General features: G+C 68.5%; 20 protein-coding genes. 5 read left to right on the top strand and 15 right to left on the bottom strand.

What is annotated here, in order from left to right; translation table 11 throughout:
* Nucleotides 1-25 precede the first annotated feature (25 nt).
* From serB to N4261_RS08780, 3 genes are all read left to right on the top strand, one after another.
* On the top strand, nt 26-730 hold the full coding sequence (gene serB, locus N4261_RS08790) for a phosphoserine phosphatase SerB (RefSeq protein WP_261759779.1): 705 nt from the start codon (nt 26-28) through the stop codon (nt 728-730).
* Between the two features lie 13 nt (nt 731-743).
* Nucleotides 744-1319, top strand: coding sequence for a flavin reductase family protein (locus tag N4261_RS08785; protein WP_261759778.1), 576 nt, complete (start codon nt 744-746; stop codon nt 1317-1319).
* Between the two features lie 671 nt (nt 1320-1990).
* On the top strand, nt 1991-3898 hold the full coding sequence (locus tag N4261_RS08780) for a putative bifunctional diguanylate cyclase/phosphodiesterase (protein ID WP_261759777.1): 1908 nt from the start codon (nt 1991-1993) through the stop codon (nt 3896-3898).
* Here the strand turns inward: N4261_RS08780 and rraA are convergent.
* Genes rraA through N4261_RS08760 form a run of 4 tightly spaced genes read right to left on the bottom strand, consistent with a single transcriptional unit; the run spans nt 3883 to nt 6831 of the window.
* On the bottom strand, nt 3883-4407 hold the full coding sequence (rraA, locus tag N4261_RS08775) for a ribonuclease E activity regulator RraA (RefSeq protein WP_261759776.1): 525 nt from the start codon (nt 4405-4407) through the stop codon (nt 3883-3885). The genes N4261_RS08780 and rraA overlap by 16 nt on opposite strands.
* Nucleotides 4408-4428: 21 nt before the next feature.
* Complete coding sequence (locus N4261_RS08770) at nt 4429-4668, bottom strand: RNA-binding S4 domain-containing protein (protein WP_261759775.1); 240 nt, start codon at nt 4666-4668, stop codon at nt 4429-4431.
* A 4-nt stretch (nt 4669-4672) separates the two neighbouring features.
* Complete coding sequence (locus N4261_RS08765; protein WP_261759774.1) at nt 4673-6436, bottom strand: thiamine pyrophosphate-binding protein; 1764 nt, start codon at nt 6434-6436, stop codon at nt 4673-4675.
* Nucleotides 6437-6450: 14 nt separating this feature from the next.
* Nucleotides 6451-6831 carry a MerR family transcriptional regulator gene (locus tag N4261_RS08760; RefSeq protein WP_261759773.1) on the bottom strand — a complete coding sequence of 127 codons (381 nt, stop codon included), beginning with the start codon at nt 6829-6831 and terminating at the stop codon, nt 6451-6453.
* An 89-nt stretch (nt 6832-6920) separates the two neighbouring features.
* On the opposite strand from N4261_RS08760, the gene N4261_RS08755 reads away from it, so the two are divergent.
* The gene (locus tag N4261_RS08755) at nt 6921-7820 is read left to right on the top strand and encodes an alpha/beta fold hydrolase (RefSeq protein WP_261759772.1); all 900 of its coding nucleotides are present in this window, start codon (nt 6921-6923) and stop codon (nt 7818-7820) included.
* Between the two features lie 24 nt (nt 7821-7844).
* On the opposite strand, the gene N4261_RS08750 is transcribed toward N4261_RS08755, so the two are convergent.
* The 8 genes from N4261_RS08750 to N4261_RS08715 form a co-directional block, all read right to left on the bottom strand.
* A complete protein-coding gene (locus tag N4261_RS08750) occupies nt 7845-8420 on the bottom strand; it encodes a hypothetical protein (RefSeq protein ID WP_261759771.1) in 576 nt (191 codons plus the stop codon).
* A complete protein-coding gene (locus N4261_RS08745) occupies nt 8420-8887 on the bottom strand; it encodes an SCO family protein (protein WP_261759770.1) in 468 nt (155 codons plus the stop codon). The genes N4261_RS08750 and N4261_RS08745 overlap by 1 nt, the downstream gene beginning before the upstream one ends.
* 180 nt (nt 8888-9067) lie before the next feature.
* The gene (locus tag N4261_RS08740) at nt 9068-9661 is read right to left on the bottom strand and encodes a c-type cytochrome (protein ID WP_261759769.1); all 594 of its coding nucleotides are present in this window, start codon (nt 9659-9661) and stop codon (nt 9068-9070) included.
* Nucleotides 9662-9677: 16 nt separating this feature from the next.
* Entirely contained in the window at nt 9678-10277 is a 600-nt protein-coding gene (locus N4261_RS08735; RefSeq protein WP_261759768.1) for a cbb3-type cytochrome c oxidase subunit II, read from the bottom strand.
* Between the two features lie 10 nt (nt 10278-10287).
* A complete protein-coding gene (locus tag N4261_RS08730) occupies nt 10288-11862 on the bottom strand; it encodes a cbb3-type cytochrome c oxidase subunit I (protein WP_261759767.1) in 1575 nt (524 codons plus the stop codon).
* A complete protein-coding gene (locus N4261_RS08725) occupies nt 11859-13286 on the bottom strand; it encodes an efflux transporter outer membrane subunit (RefSeq protein ID WP_261759766.1) in 1428 nt (475 codons plus the stop codon). Before N4261_RS08725 ends, N4261_RS08730 begins: the two co-directional genes overlap by 4 nt.
* Nucleotides 13283-14368, bottom strand: a complete 1086-nt coding sequence (locus tag N4261_RS08720) for an HlyD family secretion protein (RefSeq protein WP_261759765.1) — start codon at nt 14366-14368, stop codon at nt 13283-13285. The genes N4261_RS08725 and N4261_RS08720 overlap by 4 nt, the downstream gene beginning before the upstream one ends.
* Before the next feature lie 19 nt (nt 14369-14387).
* On the bottom strand, nt 14388-16046 hold the full coding sequence (locus N4261_RS08715) for an MFS transporter (protein ID WP_261759764.1): 1659 nt from the start codon (nt 16044-16046) through the stop codon (nt 14388-14390).
* Nucleotides 16047-16410: 364 nt separating this feature from the next.
* Between N4261_RS08715 and N4261_RS08710 the strand changes: the two genes are divergently transcribed.
* A complete protein-coding gene (locus N4261_RS08710; protein ID WP_261759763.1) occupies nt 16411-17496 on the top strand; it encodes an AraC family transcriptional regulator in 1086 nt (361 codons plus the stop codon).
* Between the two features lie 182 nt (nt 17497-17678).
* Here N4261_RS08710 and N4261_RS08705 read toward each other — a convergent pair whose 3' ends face one another.
* From N4261_RS08705 to N4261_RS08695, 3 genes are read right to left on the bottom strand one after another with little or no spacing between them, the layout of a single operon-like run.
* Entirely contained in the window at nt 17679-18311 is a 633-nt protein-coding gene (locus N4261_RS08705; protein ID WP_261759762.1) for a Vgb family protein, read from the bottom strand.
* An 8-nt stretch (nt 18312-18319) separates the two neighbouring features.
* Nucleotides 18320-18757 (bottom strand): SRPBCC family protein, encoded by a 438-nt coding sequence (locus N4261_RS08700; protein ID WP_261759761.1) that lies wholly within the window; start codon nt 18755-18757, stop codon nt 18320-18322.
* Nucleotides 18758-18817: 60 nt separating this feature from the next.
* Nucleotides 18818-20041 (bottom strand): Rossmann-fold NAD(P)-binding domain-containing protein, encoded by a 1224-nt coding sequence (locus tag N4261_RS08695; protein WP_261760658.1) that lies wholly within the window; start codon nt 20039-20041, stop codon nt 18818-18820.
* Between the last annotated feature and the right edge of the window lie 301 nt (nt 20042-20342).

Below are 20342 nucleotides of genomic sequence, written 5' to 3'. Positions count from 1 at the left end.
CCTGTCCTCACCTGCACCGATCGACATGTCCGCTGATCCCTCCCCGCTGGTTCTGCAAGGCCTCACACCGCCCCTGCGCCTGTCCGATTTCCGTCTCGCGGCCTTCGACATGGACTCCACGCTGATCAACATCGAATGCATCGACGAGATCGCCGACGCAGCGGGCCGCAAGGCCGAAGTGGCCGCCATCACCGAAGCGGCGATGCGTGGCGAGATCACCGACTTCAAGGACAGCCTGCGTCGCCGCCTGACGTTGCTGAAGGGTGTCCCGTCAAGCGCCCTGGCCCAGGTGCTGCGCGACCGGCTGCGTTTCAACCCCGGCGCGCGCGAGCTCTGCGCGGCGCTGAAGGCGGCGGGACTGAAGCTGGTCCTGGTCTCGGGTGGCTTCACCTACTTCACGAAGCATGTCGCCGCAGAGCTGGGCATGGACTTCGTGCGCAGCAATGCGCTGGAGATCGTCAATGAGCAGCTCACCGGCGGCCTGTTGATGCAGCCCTGGGGCGAGATCTGCGACGGTGAAGAGAAGCGCCGGATGATGCTGAACTGTGCCGAACACATCGGTGCCACAGCGGCCCAGTGCATCGCCGTGGGCGATGGCGCCAATGACCTGCCGATGATGGGTGCCGCCGGCCTCTCGGTCGCCTACCACGCCAAGCCGGCTGTCCGCGCCAAAGCGATGGTGGCCATCCCGGATGGCGGACTCGATCGCCTGCTCACTGTCTTCGCCTGAACCGGTCATCGCCATGAGACAAGCTGTCCCCCTGGCCAAAGCCTCCCGCCTGCTGAACCACGGCCCCACGGTCCTGGTGGCGTCCGCCCACCAAGGCCAGCGCGACGTGATGGCCGCCGCATGGAACATGCCCTTGGACTTCGATCCGCCCAAGGTGGCGGTGGTCATCGACAAAAACACCTTTTCGCGCGGCCTGATCGAAGCCTCCGGCAGCTTCGTGCTCAGCGTTCCGAGCGCCGCACAGGTGGACCTGGTGACCGGCGTCGGTCACACCAGCGGTCGCGACCTCGACAAGTTCAGCCGCTTCGGCCTCAGCACCGAGCCCGCCAGCTTGGTGGAGGCGCCGTTGGTGCAAGGCTGCCTGGCCTGGCTGGAATGCCGTATCTACCCCGAGCCCTACAACCAAGCCCGCTACGACCTTTTTTTAGCCGAGGTCGTCGCGGCCTGGGCGGATGACACCGCTTTCCGGGAGGGGCACTGGCTGGATCTGCCCGAGGGCCGGCGCGCGCTGCATCACCTGGGCGGCGGCCAGTACTTCACCACCAGTGGACTGCTGGTGGGTCGCATGCCGGATTGCACACCAGATTGAGCGCCCCTCGGGAGCCGAGCTGAAGGCCTCTGCCTGGCGGGTCTCCCAGATTCCGGGGAGTCTCGCCCCCTTGTAGCGTCCGCGCTTCCCTGCGATGCTGGTTACCATCACAGGGAGATGCGATGCCCGAGCCGCATGAGACGATGCCGGACGCCGCCACCATGGCAGCGCTTCTGGCGCAGGCGGACATCGGTCTGGTCTGGACCGATGACCAAGGCCACGTCCGATTCCCCAACGAACGCTTTCGGCGTTGGACCAACGCCGACTCGCTGTTCGACTGCTGCGAGCAACTGACACCGGCGCGGCTGGCCCAGTTGCTGGCCGGCGCACCCTCAGCGTCATGGGCGACATCAGGATCCTCGCTGCCCTCGCCGACATCAGCGACCTCGCCGGCTCCAGCCACTCCAGCCGCTCCAGCCACCTCAGCGGAGTCAGCGGAGTCAGCGGAGTCAGCAGCGTCAGCAGCGTCAGCGGAGTCAGCAGCGCCAGCAACCTCAGCAACTTCAGCGTCTGCGGCGCCCCCTTCGGCTGAACCGCCCCTCAGCACCACCAAGGCGACCACTCCGGCGCCCCCCTCTGAGACCGCGCCAGCAGCCACCGCCGTCGACCGGGACGCCGAGGCGTACAGCCCCCCCGCCCACGCGCTGCGGCTGAGGCAGGACAACGGCGAATTGCTTCAGCTGGACGTCCATGTGACCCACCCGCCAGGCTCGGCCCTGTCCGCCTTGATGATGTGTCGGACCGACGTCCGCGAAGAGCGCGCCGCCATCGACCGGCTCCAGCGCGAAGTGCTCGAGGCCGTGGCGGTCGGCCGCAGCTTGCGCGAGGTCATGGACCTGCTGTGCCGCTGTGTGGAGGCCCTGGCGCCGGAGGTGAGTTGCTCGGTGCTCACCATCGACGAGGCCGGCCTGATTCACCCTTTGGCCGCACCCAGCCTGCCCGCCAGCTACAGCGCGGCGCTGGAGGGTGTTCAGATCGGACCCAGCGCCGGCTCCTGCGGCACGGCCGCCTGGCGACACGAATCGGTGGAGGTCACCGACATCGCCACCGACCCCTTGTGGGCGCCCTACCGCTCGCTTGCGCTGGCGCACGACTTGCGAGCGTGCTGGTCGACCCCCATTGTGCTGGCCCATGACCGGGTGGTGGCCACCTTCGCGCTCTATTACCGGGAGCCGCGCGCGGCGGCGCCGTTTCATCGGCGCATGGTCGATGCCTGCACCCAGCTCTGCCAGATCGCCTTCATGCATCAGGCGCATCAGCGCGAAATCGAACGGCTGGCCTATGTCGACGGCGTGACCGGCCTGCCCAACCGCACCCTGCTGACCGACCGCGCCGGCCAGATGCTGCTCCTGGCCGCACGGGCGCGCGAACCCGCCGCGCTGCTGCTGCTGGACATGGATCGCTTCAAGACGGTCAATGATTCATTGGGCCATGCCGCCGGCGACGAAGTGCTTCGACAGATTGCCCAGCGCCTGCTCGGCACCCTGCGTGACAGCGACACCCTGGCCCGTCTGGGCGGCGACGAATTCGTGGTGCTGCTGCCCGGCTGCACGGCGGAGGATGGCCTGCAGGTTGCCGACAAGCTGCGTGAAGCACTGCAGGCGCCGCTGACGCTGGAAAACGGCCGGCTGCGGTTGCCGATGACCGCCAGCATCGGCGTCTGCGCCTATCCGCTCGACGGCGGCGACCTGGATCAGTTGCTGAAGAACGCCGACATCGCAATGTATGAGGCCAAGCGTGCCGGGCGCGACTGTGCGCGCTACTTCCTCAACACCATGAACCAGGCGCTGGACCAGCGGCTGGAGATCGAGACCGCACTCCGACATGCCCTGGCCTGCAACGCCCTGCAGTTGCACTACCAGCCCAAGCTCAGCCTGCCAGAGAACCAACTGGTGGGCGTGGAGGCGCTGCTGCGGTGGAAGGATGAGCAGCGCGGCTGGATCCCGCCGGACCGCTTCATCCCGGTCGCCGAAGAGAGCGGCCTGATCGGCGCCCTGGACGCCTGGGTGATGGAGCAGGCCTGCGCCCAACTCGCGCGCTGGCGTGCCGAGGGCGTGGACGTGCCCAGCATGTCGGTCAATGTCTCGCCGCTGCGATTTCATCAGGATGATGTGGCGGCGCACGCCAGCTCGCTGCTGGTTCGTCACGGCCTGAGTGCCGGCGACCTCACACTGGAGGTCACCGAGCGGGTCATGCTGGACGACGACAGCCGCCCCCGCGAGCAACTGCAGAAGCTGCATGCGATGGGCGTAGGAGTCTCGGTGGATGACTTTGGCACCGGCTACTCGAGCCTGAGCTACCTGAAGCGGCTACCGGTGACCGAGATCAAGCTGGACAAGAGCTTTGTGCGGGATCTGGAACTGGACCAGGACGATCGCGCCCTGGCCAGCGCCGTGATCGGCATTGGCCGGGCGCTGGGGATGACCGTGGTCGCGGAAGGCGTGGAGACCGACGGCCAGCGCCAACTGCTGCAGCACATGGGTTGCGATGTGGCGCAAGGTTATTTCTTCGCCCGCCCCCAGGCCGCGCCCGACCTGGTCGCCTGGGTGACGGCGCGACGCGCTCAGCCGACCGGATGAACGGCGGTCGGGGTGATCACCACCCCGTCCTCATCGGCATACAGCCATTCGCCGGGGCGAATCCACTGGCCATCGATCTGGACCGGCACATCGGACAGGCCTTCGTCGCGCCGCTCGGTCGGCATCGGCACATGACCGAGCGCGAAGATGCCGACATCGGCCGCCCGCAGTTCTTCCAGGTCGCGCACTGCGCCATGCACCAGCAGACCGGCCCAGCCATTCTTCGCCGCACTGGCGGCCAGGTTGCCCCCCAGCAGCGCCCGCCGCAGCGAGCCGCCACCGTCCACCACCAAGACCTTGCCGCCGCCGAAGCTCTCGACCGCCGCTTTCACCCGGCTGTTGTCCTCCAGGCAGCGCACGGTGGCGATGGGACCGGCGAAGCGCATACGGGCGCCGTAGCTCCGATAGCGCTGCCCCGGCAGCCAGCGGGTCGCGCCGCTGGTGTCGGCCTTCAGCGAATCGCAGAGGTCACAGGTGGAGAAACGCAGGGACACATGAGGTGTCGTCATCGGAAGGCTCCTGAGTGGAATTCAACCGGCGTCTGGCGCCTGCACCTCGATCCGCTGGCCGGCGAACTCCACCACTTGGCCGGCGCGGATCTTGGCGGTCTTGCGAAGTTCGATCTGACCATCGACGTGCACCTGCCCGTCGGCGATCAAATGGCGGGCGGCGCCGCCGCTGTCGGCCAGGCTGCAGACCTTGAGCAGCTTGTCGAGTTCGATGTAGTCGCCGCGCAGGGCGAAGGGGATGGGGGTCGGGGTCGCAGACATGCGCTCATTGTCCGCCAGCACGGTGCTCGGCCTGTCGCTTCAGGGCGGCCTCGCGAATGTGCGTGAGGGTGGTGCGGCTGGTGGAGATGTCCACCGGCAGCTTCAGATGGATCAAGGTCGGACACTCCGACTGCAGGGCTTCACGCAGCGCCGTTTCGACTTCCTCGGTGCGATCAGCGCTGTGCGCGGCCCAGCCATAGGCACGGGCCAGTGCGGCGAAGTCGGGATTGTGGAGATCACTGCCGCTGACGCGCCCTGGATACTCGCGCTCCTGATGCATGCGGATCGTGCCGTAGCTGCCGTTGTCCACGACGATGCTGATCAACCGCCTGGCGCCATGGGCCATGGCGGTCGCCATCTCCTGGCTCGTCATCAGGAAATCGCCATCGCCGGCGAGGTTGACCGTCCAGCGGTCCTTCTGAAGCAGACTCGCCGCGACGGCCGCAGGCAGCCCATAGCCCATGGCCCCGCTGGTCGGCGCCAGTTGGGTGCGTCCGCCCTGGTGCAAGGCCGTGTAGCGATGGAAACGATGCAGCCAGCCGCTGTAGTTGCCCGCACCGTTGGTGAAGACGGTGTCCGCCGGCAGCAGGCGATTCAGCAGGCCGATGACCGCCGCCATGTCCATGCGCAAGTCGGCGGATGGCGCCGACGGCGCCGCTGGCTGCTGATTGCGTTCGTAGTCGGCGCGAGCAGCCCGAGTCCACGCCGCCCAAGGTCGCTCACCGGGCGTCGGGGGATGGAGCGTTTCCAGGGCCAACGCTGCGACGCTCATGGAAGCTTGGATCAATTGATCGGCTGCATAGACCCGGCCCAGCTCTTCTGCCCCCGCATGGAGGTGCACCAGCGGCTGGGCCGGACGCGGGGCCTTCAGCAGCGTATAGCCGCCGGTGGTCATCTCATCGAGCCGCGGTCCGAGCGCGATCAGCAGATCCGACTCAGCGACCCGCTGCGCCAGGGCTGGATTGATGCCGATGCCGACATCACCCGCATAGTGCGGATCATGGTTGTCGAACAGGTCCTGGCGCCGGAAGACGGCGCTCACCGGCAACTGCCACCGATGCGCGAAGGCCTGCAGCGCGGCGCAGGCTTGTGGCGTCCACCCGCTGCCACCCACCAGCACCAAGGGGCGTTCTGCTGCCTCCAGCCGTGCCTGAAGCGCGATCAGGTCTGAAGGCGATGGCCAGGCCACCGCCGGTTGCGCGCGAGGCAGCACGGATGCGGCGCAGGGCGCGGTGAGCATGTCTTCGGGCAGCACCAGCACCACCGGCCCTGGGCGACCCTGCTGCGCCGTGTGGAAGGCGCGGGCGATGTACTCGGGCAGGCGATCGGCGTCCTGCACCTCCCCGACCCATTTGGCCATGCCCAGGGTGCCGGGTCCGAACATCTGGCGATAGTCCACTTCCTGGAACGCTTCCCGATCGCGCTGATCGGACGCCACCTGGCCGATGAACAGGATCATCGGCGTCGAATCCTGAAAGGCGGTGTGCAGGCCGATGCTGGCGTTGGTGGCGCCCGGTCCGCGGGTGACGAAGCACACGCCGGGGCGACCGGTCAGCTTGCCGCCGGCCTCCGCCATGAAGGCCGCGCCGCCCTCATGCCGACAGGCGATGAAGCGGATGCGATCGCGGTGTTCATGGAAACCATCGAGCACGGCGAGATAGCTCTCGCCGGGGACGCCGAAGACATCGGTCACGCCCTGCGCGATCAGGGCCTCCACGAGGGCATGGCCGGCGAGACGCGCGCCGGATCGCGAGGGGCTGCTGCTCATGGCTCCGACTGTAGTCATCCCGGCGCCGCTCCGTCGGACAGCAACTGGATCAAGCGGGTGCGACGTCGCTCCAGGTCGGCGATTTCACGATCAATGGCCTCCAGTCGCTTTCGCTGCGCCGGGGTCGTTTCCGGGCAGGAGAGCGCGCCTTCCACCAGCAGCATGCAGTCAGGAAAGGCCTGGATCTCCGCCAGACTGAGCCCGGTCGCAATGAAGCGCTGAATCTGCCGGACCTGGGTCACCGCTACCGGCGCAAAGCTGCGATAGCCATTGGAGGCGCGACTGGACTGCAAAAGTCCATGATCGTCGTAATGGCGGATGGACCGCACGCTGACGCCGGTTTCGCGCGCCAGCGCACCGATGGACAGAGGGGATGCGGCAGAGAGAGCGCTCACGACGGTGACGACGATGCCTCGGACCGCTTGACTCTAACACTGGTGTGAGGGTTGAGACTGCGCGCCTTCCCATTCTTGAGAGCCCGAACATGGCCTATCGATTCCTGCGACGCACCGTCCTGCAACTGGTCCTCCTCCTCGCCGTGGCCGCCCCGCCCGCCTTCGCCTGGGATCGCTCCTCCGTGGTGACGGCGCCGGACGGCGTCACCCTGGCCGTGCAGGAAACCGGCGATCCGGAGGGTCCCACGGTGATCTTCGTGCATGGCTTGCTCGGCAGTCGGCTCAGCTGGGACGCCCAGTGGCGGGACCCGGCTCTGCAGCGTTTCCGGCTCATCGCCTTCGACCTGCGCGGCCACGGCCAATCGGGCATGCCCACCTCGCCGCAGATGTACCGCGAGGGCCGCCGCTGGGGCGACGATCTGGATGCCGTCATCCGCGCCACACGGGCGAATCGGCCGGTGCTGGTGGGCTGGTCACTGGGCGCTGCGGTCATCACCAACTACCTGGCGGCCTATGGCGACGACGCGATCGCCGGGGTCATCTATGCCGGCGGTGTGATCGAACTCAAGACGGACCAGTTGATGCCTCAGCCGACGGTCTACGAGCGCATGGCGTCGGCGGACCTGCGGACCCATCTGGACGGAGAACGCGCCTTCCTCGCCCTGTGCTCCCACCGCCCGCCGGACGCGGACACCTTTCAGCGCATGATCGCCGCCGCGGCGATGGCATCCAACGTCATGCAGAACGCGGTGCATGGCATGAACGTCGAGGCCGACAAGGGCCTGCGCGCCCTGCGAAAGCCGATCCTGCATGTCTACGGGGCTCACGACGCGCTGGTACGACCCGAAGCCTCCTTTGCACGCGCCGCAGCACTGGCGCCTCAAGGCGTCCTGCGTCTCTACCCGGAAGCGGGCCATGCCCCGTTTGCCGAAGATCCCGCACGCTTCGACAAGGACCTGGCCACCTTCATCGAGGCGGCCACCCGTTGATCGGATGCCCTCGCCGAGAGGCGTTCATGCCTCGGCATCGATCCGGAGCGGGTCATCCGGCGTGCGCAGCAACGGGCCTAAGGCGGCCAGCCCCACCCCGCCCAGCACCAGGCTCCAGGCGATCAACGCCAGGCCCGTCACCTGCTGGTCATCCACCCGGTAGTTGACACAGAGCGCCTGCTCGGCCTCTAGGTACAGCAAGCCCGCCGTCGCCATCATCCAGGCCGCGTTCACCAGGAAGAAAGCGGCGACGACAGGCGGCATCCGCTGGCGCGAGCGGCGCAGCACCCACCCTGCACCGACCCACATCGCGCATTTCCCCACCGCCACGCCCGGCTCCAGCACGGCCAGGTCCAGCGCGGCTGGCACCATCCACAGCGCCAACACGCAGGACGCCACCGTGGCACCGAGTAGCCCTGCCGCATCCACGCGTTCGAGCCGATCGAAAGCCGGCGTCTTCAGGCTGCCGATCATCCAGCCGACGATGAAGAGCCACGGCAGCTCCACCGCCATGTGCAGGCTCATGCGCGTCTCCAGGGCGCCACGCACTGCAGGCAGCGCCAGCAACGCCAGCAGCGCCAGAAACCCAGCCCGCCTCATCACCGATCTCCCTCCAGGGCCCTTGCCTGCGCCAGGGCGCGCATCCAGTCGGCGGTGTCGTAGATGCCGACCACCCGCCCATGCCGGTCCACCACGTGAATGGCCCCGTTGTGAGCAAAGCCACCGAACCCATCCGCCACCGCCACGACGCCCAGCGACCGGCGGCTGCGACGCCCTTCATCGACCGAGACCGGCGCAGCGAGCGTCCAGATCCGCGCATCGGCACCGTGTCGGCGCGCGTAGGCGGACAGCGCCGCGGGTGTGTCCCGCACCGGGTCGATGGACACCGACAACAGCCGCACGCCCGCCCCTTCGCTCACGATCTGCTGCTGTGCCTGATAGAACGCCGCACCGAGCGACTGGCACACCGCCGCGCAATCGGTGTAGATGAAGTCCACCAGCCACACCTGCCCCGTGCCGTGCGCTGGAAGCTGCATCGGGCGGCCCGCCGCATCGAGCAGATCCATGGCCGGCCACCGCATCCCGCCACGAGCCGCCTGATCGCGACGCAGTGCTTCGAAGGTCCAGTGCTGCAGCCCAACGGTCAAATGGCCGATCGCGAATGCGAAAGCGCCAGCGACCAGCGCGCACGCCAGCCACGTCGGCCAGAGGCGCTTGCGGGATCGTTGTCGATCGCGGTCCATCGATTACTCAAGCGGTGGCAGGTCCTGACTGCCAAACGGTGCCGTCCGCCCCCGATGCGCCGCGCGGGCAAGGGCCACGGTCTCGGCGGTCACGGCCGCCGCCTGATTGCCCCAGTGCGTGCGCACATGGGTCAGCACCGCTGCAATTTCCGCATCGCTCAACAGCTCCCCGAACGCCGGCATGGCGCCGTTGTAGGTCTGGCCCATCACAGACAAGGGCCCGGTCACGCCATGAAGCACGATGGCCGCAGTCGTGCTGTCTTTGCCCTTCACCCACTCGCTGCCCGCCAGCGGTGGAAAGACGCCGGGCAAGCCCTGACCCTGAGCCTGATGGCAGGCCGCACAGCGCGACGCGAACACCGCCGCCCCATCGACCGTACCGGCAATGGTCGCGGAGACGCCGCCCAGATCCGCCGCGTGTCGGCCATCGCCCCAGGCGGCCGGCGTCTCAATGTCGGAGGCGGCGATGTAGGCGATGCAAAACGCCACCAACAGCGCCACCGCCATCAGAAGCGCCTTGGGCACGGGCGTCGTCCCCTCATGCGGATCAGGATGCTCGCGCCGTTGCGGGTCGGAGATCGGAGGTTCGGGGGTCATGTCGGCATCCTGAAGTTCAACGGGCGGCAGCGGCGGACACGGTGTCCGCCGCCGGATAGGTGTGATCGAGCGACTTGAGGTAGGCCACGAGATCCAGCGCCTCGCCGCTGGCCACCACGTGCTTGCCCGCCGGTGCCTGGCCCGGCGGCAGTGGGACCTCGTGGTCTCCCGGGCGCAGTTGGTCCTTGAGCTGGAACAGGAAGGGATAGCTCGGCATGACGCTGCCCGGCACATACGCACGCGGCTGGTACAGATGGCCCAGATGCCAGGCCTCGCTCGATTGCCGCGCGCCGATGTTGAAGAGGTCCGGACCGGTCCGCATCGTGCCCAGCAGGTGCGGCGTGTCATAGGCATAGTCGGCCGCCACGCTGGCCCGGCCCCAGCCGCGCGCAGCATCGGGCGCCAGACTTCTGGCGCGCGGCTGCTGGGAGTGGCAGGACACGCAACCATTGGCGATGTAGACCTGCCGGCCCCTTAGCTCGGCCGCCGTGTAGGGCTTGAGTGCTGTCGGCGCGGGCACCTGACCCACCGTCATGTAGGGCAGGACGACCAGCAGACTGGTGGCGATGCTCAGCATCACCATGCCGCCGGCCAGGAGTCGGGTTTCGTTCTGCATGGAAGGATCCTCAGGACGTCTGGAGCAGCGTGGGCCGGCTGTGAACCTGGCGTCGTCCGGCCAGCAGCATCGCGAAGTGAACGGCAAAGACCAGATGGCCCAGCCCCATCAACGCGCCCCCCACGGAGCGCGCCTTGAGATACGGCAGCGTGAGCAGCACCGAGTCCATGAAGGGCCGGCTGGCGTCCAGCATCGCCCGCCCCTGCAGCCATCCGCCGATCGTCAACGACACGAAATAGAGGCCCAGCCCGACGGCCGACAGCCAGAAGTGCGCCACGATCAGCCGCTGCGAGGGCCACTCGCGCCCGGTGATGCGCGGCGTGATGAAGTAGATGGCGCCGAAGAACACCATCGTCACGAACCCGTACAGGCCCAGGTGGGCATGCGCGACGGTGAAATGGGTGAAGTGGGTCACCGCGTTCACGCTCCGCAGCGCCTCAAGGCTGCCCTGAACCGAGCTCGCGGTGTACATCAACCCGCCGAAGCCGATGAACCGCAGCGTGGGCGAGTGAACCAGCGCGCCCAGGTGCCCCTTGAGCGTCTGGAACTGGTTGATCGTGAACGCCGCCACCGGCACCACCATCATCACGCTCTGCACGATGGACAGCGTGACGAGCCATCCCGGCACCGGCCCGCCGATGAGGTGATGACCGCCCACCTGGCCGTAAAAGAAGGCCAGTCCCCAGAAGCCCAGCAGCGACAGGTTGTAGCTCTGCACCGGGCGCCCGATGACCTTGGGCAGGAAGTAGTAGACCGCGCCCAAGGCCAGCGGCGTGTAGAACAGACCCAGCACGTTGTGGCCGAACCACCAGTTGGTCGCGGCCTGCTCCACACCCCGATGCAGCCCCGGCAGGTTGCCCACCACGAACAGCACCGGAAACCAGAACAGCGCGCAGCCCATGTACCAGACCGACACATAGAGATGCGCCACCCGGCGCTGCAGCAGCGTCAGCACCAGCGGCACCCCGACCAACGCACCGCCGACGACGAACAGCAGGTCGATCGACCAGGGAATCTCCAGCCATTCCTGACCGTCGCTGTCGCCGGCGCCGATCGCCACCAGACCGGCGATCAGACCGACATTCCATAGCGCCGCGCCCACGACCGCATAACGCGTGCCGACCAGTTCGGTCTTCAGCAGGCGCGGCAAGGTGAACAGCGCAATGCCCAAGCCCGCCATCGGCGCCCAGCCATAGGCCACGGCATTCAGATGGATCGTGCGGATGCGGCCAAAGGTCAGCCAGGGCTGGGCCGTGAGCCAGTCCGGCGCATGCAGCTTGATCGAGGCGGTCAGACCCGCCACCGAGGCCACCAACAGCCAGACGAAGGCGCAGACCAGGAACAAGAACACCAACGGCGCCGACGACGCATCGGCCCGCGCCCGCTGATCCAGCGCTGCACTCAAGGCCGGCGGCACGCGGCCCGCAGCGGGGTCCTCGGCGCTGCCGATTTCGCCCGGGGCAAAGATCACCGTGCTGCCCTGCGCGCTGCGGTCGAACAGCCCGCTGCGCTGCGTCCAGATGAACACCACCAGCGCCATCACGGACAGGACAAAGGTCGATAACAGGATGTTGACGGTGCTCATGGGCGCTCTTCCTGGGTCGGACGTGAGGGGTCAGGTTCAATGTTTCGCGACCAGCCGCCACCCAGCGCGCGGAACAGCGCCACCTGGCTGTGCAGCAGCCCCGACTGGAGGTTCAGCACGCCCTGCTCCACCGCCAGCAATTGACGCTCGGCCTGCAGTGCTTCCAGGGTGGAGACCTGGCCCTGATCGTGACGCCGCTCGGTCACGCGCAACGCCTCGGCCATCGCGTCGCGCTGCGCCAGCGCCTCGCGCAGTTGGGTCGCCTGCTGCTCGTGCGCATTGAGCTGCACCTCCACTTCCGCCCAGGCGCCCAGCACCGCGTGTTCGTAAGCGGCCAGCGCCTGCTCGCGACGCGCGGCACTGGCATCGGCCAAGGCCCGCAGTCGCCCCCCGTTGAACAACGGCGCCAGCACGCTGCCACCCAGGCTCCAGAGGGTGAACGGATCCCCGCGCAGCACGCTGGCACCGGTGCGTCCCAGGCTGGCATTCAGGTGCAGCGAGGGCAGCCACTGCGTGCGCGCCGCCGCCAGTTGCGCGTCGCTGGCCGCGACCTGCAGCTCGGCCACATGCACATCGGGGCGGCGACGCAGCAGCTCGGACGGCAGGCCCGCATCGGGCAACGCACAGGGATGGAGCGCACTCAGCCAGCCACCGCGCTCCACGGCACCGGGCGCGCGGTTCAGCAGCAGATTGAGCTGCGCTTCCTGACGTTCCATCGCGCGCCGAAGCTGCGGCAGCGCCTGTGCGCCGGCATGGCGATCGGACTCGGCCTGGGCCAGTTCCAGCGCATTGGCATAGCCCAGCGCGTGCCGCCGGCGCACCAGTAACAACGATCGTTCCCGCGAGGCCAGCAGACGCTGCGCCACGTCCAACTGCGCATCCAGCTCCAGCAGGCCGATGTAGGCCTGGGCCACACTCGCCGCGACGCTGAGCGCGATCGCATCCCGTGCGGCTCGGGTGGCCTGTTCGCCGGTGTCCGCGGCACGCGCGAGCGCGTCGACACGGCCCCACAGATCCACTTCGTAACCCGCCTGGAAGAGCGACTGGTGCCCGGTAGACAGATAAGGCTTCAGCGTGACATCGCTGATGCTCCGCGAGCGGGCCCCGCCCACCCCCGCGTCCAGGGTCGGCCAGAAGGCGCCGTGCTGCGCCACCGCCAGGGCGTGGGCCTCGGTCACGCGGGCGGCGGCCTGACGCAGATCCTGGTTGCGGGTCAGGGCCTCGTCGATGAGCCGCGTGAGCGTGGCATCGCCGAACTGTTGCCACCACGCGATCGCCACGGGTTGGCTGCCGGCGGCATTGCGCCATTGGGCCGGCGAGGAGCTGGACGTGCCCGGCATCACGACCGGCACCGGCCGCTGCGCGCAGGCGACCAGCAGCAAGGCGGGGACCACCAGCAGCCGGGTACGAAGGTGCGATGTCATGGCTGCAAGGACCCGGTGTCGACTTCCGCAATCACCGACATGCCGGGGCGCAGCCGGCCGGCCAGCGGATCATCGGCATCCACCGCAATGCGCACCGGCATGCGCTGCGGCACCTTGGTGAAGTTGCCGGTGGCGTTGTCCGGGCGAAAGAAGCTGAACTCCGACCCCATGGCCGGAGAGAGTCGCTCCACCCGCCCCTTGAGCCGCGCGTGACCCAGGCCATCCACCTGCACCCAGGCGGACTGTCCCGGTGCGATGGCGCTCGCCTGGTCCTCCTTGAAATTGGCCACCACCCACACCTCAGCGGGTACCAAGGCCAGCAGTTGAGCGCCGGGCGTCACATACTGACCGAGCTTCACGCCGATCTCACCGACATGCCCACGGCGCGGCGCGCGGATGCGGGTGTGCTCCAGATCGAGCTCCGCCACATGAACCGCCGCCAGGGCGCCTTCGATCGCGGCCTCGATGGCCTCGCGATTCACCTCCACCGCCCGCAATTCCTGCTGGGCCGCCGCGATGGCCGCCCGGGCCTGCTGCGCCTGCGCCTGGGCCAGCCGCTGGCTGGCTTCGGTCTGGCGCAGGACGCTCTCGGTCTGCTCATGCTCGCGCTGCGACACCGAGCCATCGCCCACCAGCGCCAACGACCGGCGATGGTCCGCCTGCGCCCGGCTCCACTGCGCGTCCGCATTCACCTGCTGGGCCTGAGCCGCCGCCAGTTGGGCCTGCGCATTGGCCACGCCGGCCTCCCGCACATGGCGGGCCTGCACCACGTTGGCCAGGCTGGCCCGCTGCGCCGCCAGTGCGGCCCGGGCCTGTTCCAGCCGATGGACGTAATGGCGACCGTCCAGACGCACCAGCACCTGACCCGCCTCGACCGCGGCGAAGTCCTGCACCAGCACCTCGGTCACATAGCCATCGACCTTGGCGGCCATGACGGTCACGCTCCCGCGCACATACGCGTTCTCGGTGGACTCGATCGCGCCGTGAAACGGCGGGAGCCGCCAGACATAGAGGACCAGCGCGATGCCACCGAGTGCGGCGCTCGCCACCAGGAGGTTGCTGATCCTGAGGAACTTGGGCATGACTGCAGATCTTTCGTGGTCAGACAGAACGGGGCGACGCTGATGCGGTGGATGCACCGGATGCGGGAGGGGATGCCGGAGGGGATGCCGGAGATGAGGGGGATGTGCCGGAGTCGTGGACCCGGCGGCGATGCGCGCGCCAAGCCAGCACCGTGAGCCACAGCGTCATGGCGGCGGCCAGGAGGGCCATCCGCTGGAACAGGTCGTTGTAGGCCAGCACCGTCGACTCGCGGGTGATCTGCTGCAGCAGCAACGCCAACCCTTGCTGGGCGCGGCTCACCGGGTCGCCGGTCAGCTGTCCGGCCCAGCCGCTGACATGCGCCACCTGTTGGGCCAGCAGCGGATTCCCCGTCGCCATCTGCTCGGTCAGCGCGTGGACATGCCAGGTCTGCCGCTGCGCCACGAAGGTGCTGGCCCAGGCCGACCCGAACAGGCTGCCCATCAGTTGCGCCCCACTGAAGGCAGCGAGCAGACTCACCAGATGCTGTCCGCCCTCCGCCATCACCGGACCGAAACCCAGCAGCAGCGACGCCGAGAAGAACAGCCCCAGCGCGACCGCCATCAACCCTTGGCTCAGATGGAACTGCTCGGGGCGGCTGAGCGCGCTGGCCTCGCTGTCCATGACGGCAGCGACCACCACCAGGGCTGCGGCCAGCACCGACAGCCACGGCGTGCCGCAGCGGGCCGCGATCACCGGCGCCAGCGCAAACCCGGCCACCAGTCCCACGCTGACCAACGCGAACAGCAGCTGCATCTGCTCATTGGTCTGGCCCAGCGCCGACATCAGGCCCACCACGCCCACGTTCTGCTCCGACAGCACGATGCGAAACAGCAGCACGCCCGCCACGAAACGCAGCATGTAGGGCTGCGTCAGCCAGCGCAGGTCCAGCAGCGGACTGACACGGTTGAGGTCGACCAGCACATACAGCCCGAGGCAGGCGATGGCGCCAGCCAGGCACGCGCCCAACCAGGGTGCGTCAGCCCACCAAGCCAGCCGCCCCTGAGAGACGACCACGCACAACAGGACCAGGCCGACCGCGTAGAGCGGCACGCTCAGCAGGTCGCCACGGCCAAACACCGGCTGCCGCGGCTGCGGTTTCAACGGCACCGCATGGATGGCGGCCAGGCTCAGCAGGGCCAGGGCCACATCCAGCAGGAACAGGCCCTGCCAGCGACCGGACACCAACAGATCCGGCGCCAGCACGCGGCTCAGCGGTCCCGGCAGCTGAAGGAAGGTGAAGCCCGCCAGCAGCGCCACCGGCGCCCACCGTGGCGGCAGCGCTTCCAGCATGTAGTAGATTGCCAGCGTGCTCAGCGGCGCGGCGGCCAGGCCCAGCGCGGCGCGCACTGCCAGGGCCGAGCCCAGGTTGTCGGCCAGTTGATGCAAGACCGCGACGCCCAGGAACAGCCACAGGCTGGCCACGGTGAAGATCCTCAGCCCGACCTGCAGCCGAATCTTGGTGATCAGCAGCGAGGCCCACAGGGCGGTCGCGAAGTAGGCGGTGGTGAGCCAACTGGCCTCGGCCGCCGTCGCCCCCAGCGATCCCTGGATGGCACCGAGGTTGTTGCTCACCAGATACAGCCCGAAGCCCTGGGTCAGCCCCAGCAGCGCCCCGATCGCCGCACGCGAGGGTGAGAACCCGGTCTGGATGGATGGCGAGGGCGAAAGCGCGTTCATTCGAGTCGGGGTGAGTGGGGTGGACAGTCCGCCAACCCGACGGCCGGCCTTGTGGCCGGCAGATCCTGTTGGGCAATCTGGATGACACTGGGATGACCCCTCAGGGGAGATCAGGAGGACAGCTGGCGGAGATGCCCCCGATCGTTCATCCCGGGATCGGGCCCTCCGCAAGGCGGCCGTCGTGCCAATGGCAGATGGGACGGCGCTCGACGTGCAGAAGTCTGTCCGCTGGGAGGGCCAGCGAAAAGTCAAAGTCGGACAGCCTGCGCATCCAGTCGGACAACGTTGTCCAATCACTCGGCGCTCCATGTCATCGCCGGCTGCAATACTCCGCGTCGGCTACGAACATCCACTCTCCGCGACCATGCTTGACGTCTCTGTACCGCCCCCCCAAACCGTGTCCTCCGGCCCCTTCGCCGGCCACACGGCACTCAGCCTGCGAGAACGTCTTTATGCCCCGCTGAAGATCCTCACCCTGGTTCAGGCCCTGGACGAATTCGGTGTGTGCAGTGAGCGTGCGCTGGCCGGCACCGGGCTGAGCTCGGCGCAGATCGACGACCCTGCCACGCGCACCTCGGTGCAACAGTTGCTGACGGTGGGCCGCAATGCGGTGCGGCTGTGCCCGGCGCCCGAGCTGGGCCTGCGGGTGGGGCAGCGTCTGCACATCAGCTGCTATGGGCTTTACGGCTACGCCATGCTGTGCACGGCGACGATGCGCGAGGGCTTCGAGATGTCGATGCGCTACCACGCGCTCGGGACGCCGGTCATGCCCGTCCGACGCTCGGAGGACGGCGGCACGGCCGTCTGGCACCTGCCCACCCATGACGAGCTCGCCCTGCTGGCACTCACCCCCGAGCAGTACCGCTTCTTCCTGGACGTGCAGTTCGCCGGCCACGTCACCCTGATCACGGACGTGATGGGCCCGTGGTGCCGACCGGTCGAAGCGCTCTACGCCATGCCAGCGCCCGCGCATGCGGACGACGTGGCAAGAACGCTGGGCTGCCCCGTCACCTTCGGCCACACTCGCAATGAGCTGCACTACCCGCGCGAATGGCTGGACCGGGCGCCGCAGATGGCCAATCCGATCACGGCGGCCCAGATGTCCGAGACCTGTGAGCGGCTGCTGTCCCAGATTGCCTGGCAGGCGGGACTGACCCGCCGCGTTTATGAAGAGCTCACCCGCATTCCGGGGCGCTTTCCCGGCATCGAGGACGTGGCCTCGTCGCTGTGCATGACCTCGCGCACGCTCAGGCGGCGCCTGAGCGACGAAGGCACCTCCTTCAGCGAGCTGCTGTCCAGCGTGCGGCACGCGCTGGCGCTGGACTACCTGGGCAGCACCTCGCTGTCACTGGAAGACATCGCCGCGGCCCTGGACTTCAGTGACGCGAACAGCTTCCGGCATGCTTTCAAGCGGTGGACCGGCAAGTCGCCGCTGGAGGTTCGCCGCTAGGGTGGCCGTGGTTCGCGCAAGCGCGGCATGGACAACGCCTTCACGCCGTTCAGCGCAGGCTCGACGGCGCGCGGCCCATGCGTCACCATCCAGGACCTCCGAGCCGGCCCCGCCCGCTTGCATCGGCCATCCCGCGCATCAGCCTGCCGGGGCTGTCTGCCGGAGCCTCCGACGGAGACGGACTACCGCGGCCGCTTCACCGCGCGCACTTTCCCGCTGGCCCCGCCGCCGCAATAGAAAAGACCAGCGCCATCGGACTCCAGACCGCTCACCCCGGTGCCGGCCGGCATGGTCAGTTGGTCCAGCACGGCGCCACTGTCGGGGTCGATCCGTCGGATGTCGCTTTCGTCACCCTCCCAGGTGCCGTGCCAGAGCTCGCCGTCCACCCAGGTCACGCCGGTGACGAAACGGTCGGACTCAATGGTGCGCAGGATGGCGCCATTGGCCGGGTCGATGCGGTGAATCTTGCGATCGCGGTACTGCCCCACCCACAGGCTGCCCTCGGCCCAGGCCAGTCCCGAGTCCAGGCCATGCCCGGGCGCTGGAATGGACGCAATGACCCGTCCACTCGCCGGATCGATCTTGTCGATGCGCGCCTCGGCCAGTTGATAGAGATGCCGGCCATCGAACGCCGTGCCGGCGTCGCAGGCCCTGTCCAGGGTGCGGGCCACCTCGCCCTGGTCGGGATCGATGGCCAGCAGCCGCGTGCCGGTGGCCACCCACACCCGCTCGCCGTCATGGGTCACCCCATGGACCGACGGGGCACCGTCGAAAGGGCCGTACTCGCGCACGATCTCTGCGTTTTTCTTTCGCATGGGCTCACCTAGTTCCAGTTGTCGATCTTCAGGTCATCCGGCGACGGCCGGCCGCGCCCCGTCTCCACCCACTCGCGCAGGCTGAGCAGGAAGGTCGCCCACTTCATGCTGCAGTGGGCCATGAACGCCGCCTCCTCGCGCCAATGACGATGGGCGAAATTCACGATGGTGAACTCATCCTGCTGCGCAAGCAGGAACTCGATGTCAGTGCCGACCCATTCGGCCGGCCCCTCCTTGACGCGCCAACGCACCGCCTGGTCGGGGTCCTGGGTCAGCACCTCCATGTCGAACGCGCCCAACTCGGTGCCGGCGGCATTGCAGAACCGGAACCTGATCCGGCCCAGGGGCTGCGCGTGGCCGGTGGTGTCCCGGGTCCACCAGCCGGCGAGACCCTCAAGGGTGCCGAGCGCGGCAAAGACCTTGTCGGGCGGCGCCTTGATGCCCATTCTGTGAACGATATCGACCATGCTGCGCTCCAAATCTTCGCGTGATGCGGTGGGATCACTCTAGGCAATTGGCACGGACGCGGGGAGTAACAAGATCGTCGTGAATCCGACCATCGGGGCGCTGAGCCAACGCTGGGCTCGCCCCTGCCCGATCGACCGCGCCCTTGCAGTCGCCTGCAGCGAGGCCAGCGCGCGCTGAATGCTGCGTTGACTCTCGCCCAGCGCCAGCGCCAGCGAGGAGGTGGACCACGGCGCACCATCGGCCAGCAAGGCCTGCAAGGACGCGGCCTCCCCATCGACGGGCGGGCGCAACACCACCACTGGCCGATCGCCGGGGGTCACCAAGGCGAATCCGCGGTCCCTGGCCTCGATGCGGGCCACCGGCGCGAGCAGCGCGCGCAGCCGGCCCATCTGCACCCGCAGCCGCACGCGGTGCGTTTCGTCGGGGCGGCGGATGCGGAAGGCACGAGCGATCAACACCTCGCGCGGCACACCGCCGGGCCACTGTTCCGCCAAGGCGCAGGCCAGTGTGAAGAGCACCGGCCGCCGCGCCAGGGACTGCCACGCATCGCCCGCCTGCAGACCGCGCCGGCAGCCATCCACCACCAGCGCGCCGGTGGCGAGCAAGGCCTCGACCTCGGCCAACCGAAGGGGCTGCTCGATGCCCGCTCGAACCCATCGCGCCGCAGGGCGGTGCAAGGCGCCCACGGCCTCGTCCACCTCGGCCTGAAGCGCCGGCACGCCGGCCTGCCCGGCGGCAGCTCGAGCCCGGCTCAACGCGGCCTCGGCGGACCCGGTGCGCAGCGTCCGCAGCGCGATCTCGGCATGGGCCAGTTCAGCCACGGTCTGCAGCGCGGGCGAGACCAGGCGCCGCACGTCCAGGGTCTGCAGGGCTGACGCTGCAGCGTCAAGGCGGCCCAGCAGCAACAGCCGTCGCACCGCGATCAGCCGGGCGTGCAGGGCATTGCCATGGTCGCCGCGATCGGCCAACGCAGCGGCAGCGGTCTCCAGGGGTCGGAGCGACCCGCCCAGGTCCCGCAAAGCCAAAGCCACTTCGGCCTCGGCCACCGTGCATCGCGCCCGGGCCAGCACCTCCTCCGGTCCGAACCGTCGCCTGGCGCTGCTCAGCAGCTCGCGTGACCGCGCCAACTCCCCGAGCTGCGCCATCGCGATGCCGCGCAAGGCCAGCGCGGGCGGATCGTTGCGCAAGGCCACGCGGTTGAGCGCACTCAGCGGATCGCCGGCCATCAACGCGCGGCCCGCCGCGGCAATCAGGGAATCCATCATGGACCAAGCCTACCCCGACCGGCCGCCGACCCTGGCAGGTCGGCACTCACCGCGAGACCGTGGCGCGGGACCGACCCACCCCGCGCCGACAGGGCAAGCGATGCCCGTGTTCATCGGCCTCATCCCGCATCGAGCTGCACCAAACCGCACCGAAGCTTGCAGTGAGCTGACGGTCAAATGCGGGTCACGTCCGGCAAAGCCGTGCTCATTTCACGCGGCGATCTGCCGTCTTGTAACGCCCTCTATCCTTGCCGTACAGCCCCAACTAAGGTGCAGCCCAGTTGCGATGAGTACCAGG

The sequence above is a fragment of the Roseateles amylovorans genome (assembly GCF_025398155.2).
Lineage (GTDB): Bacteria > Pseudomonadota > Gammaproteobacteria > Burkholderiales > Burkholderiaceae_C > Roseateles > Roseateles amylovorans.
This window is presented reverse-complemented; position numbering and strand designations above follow the sequence as displayed.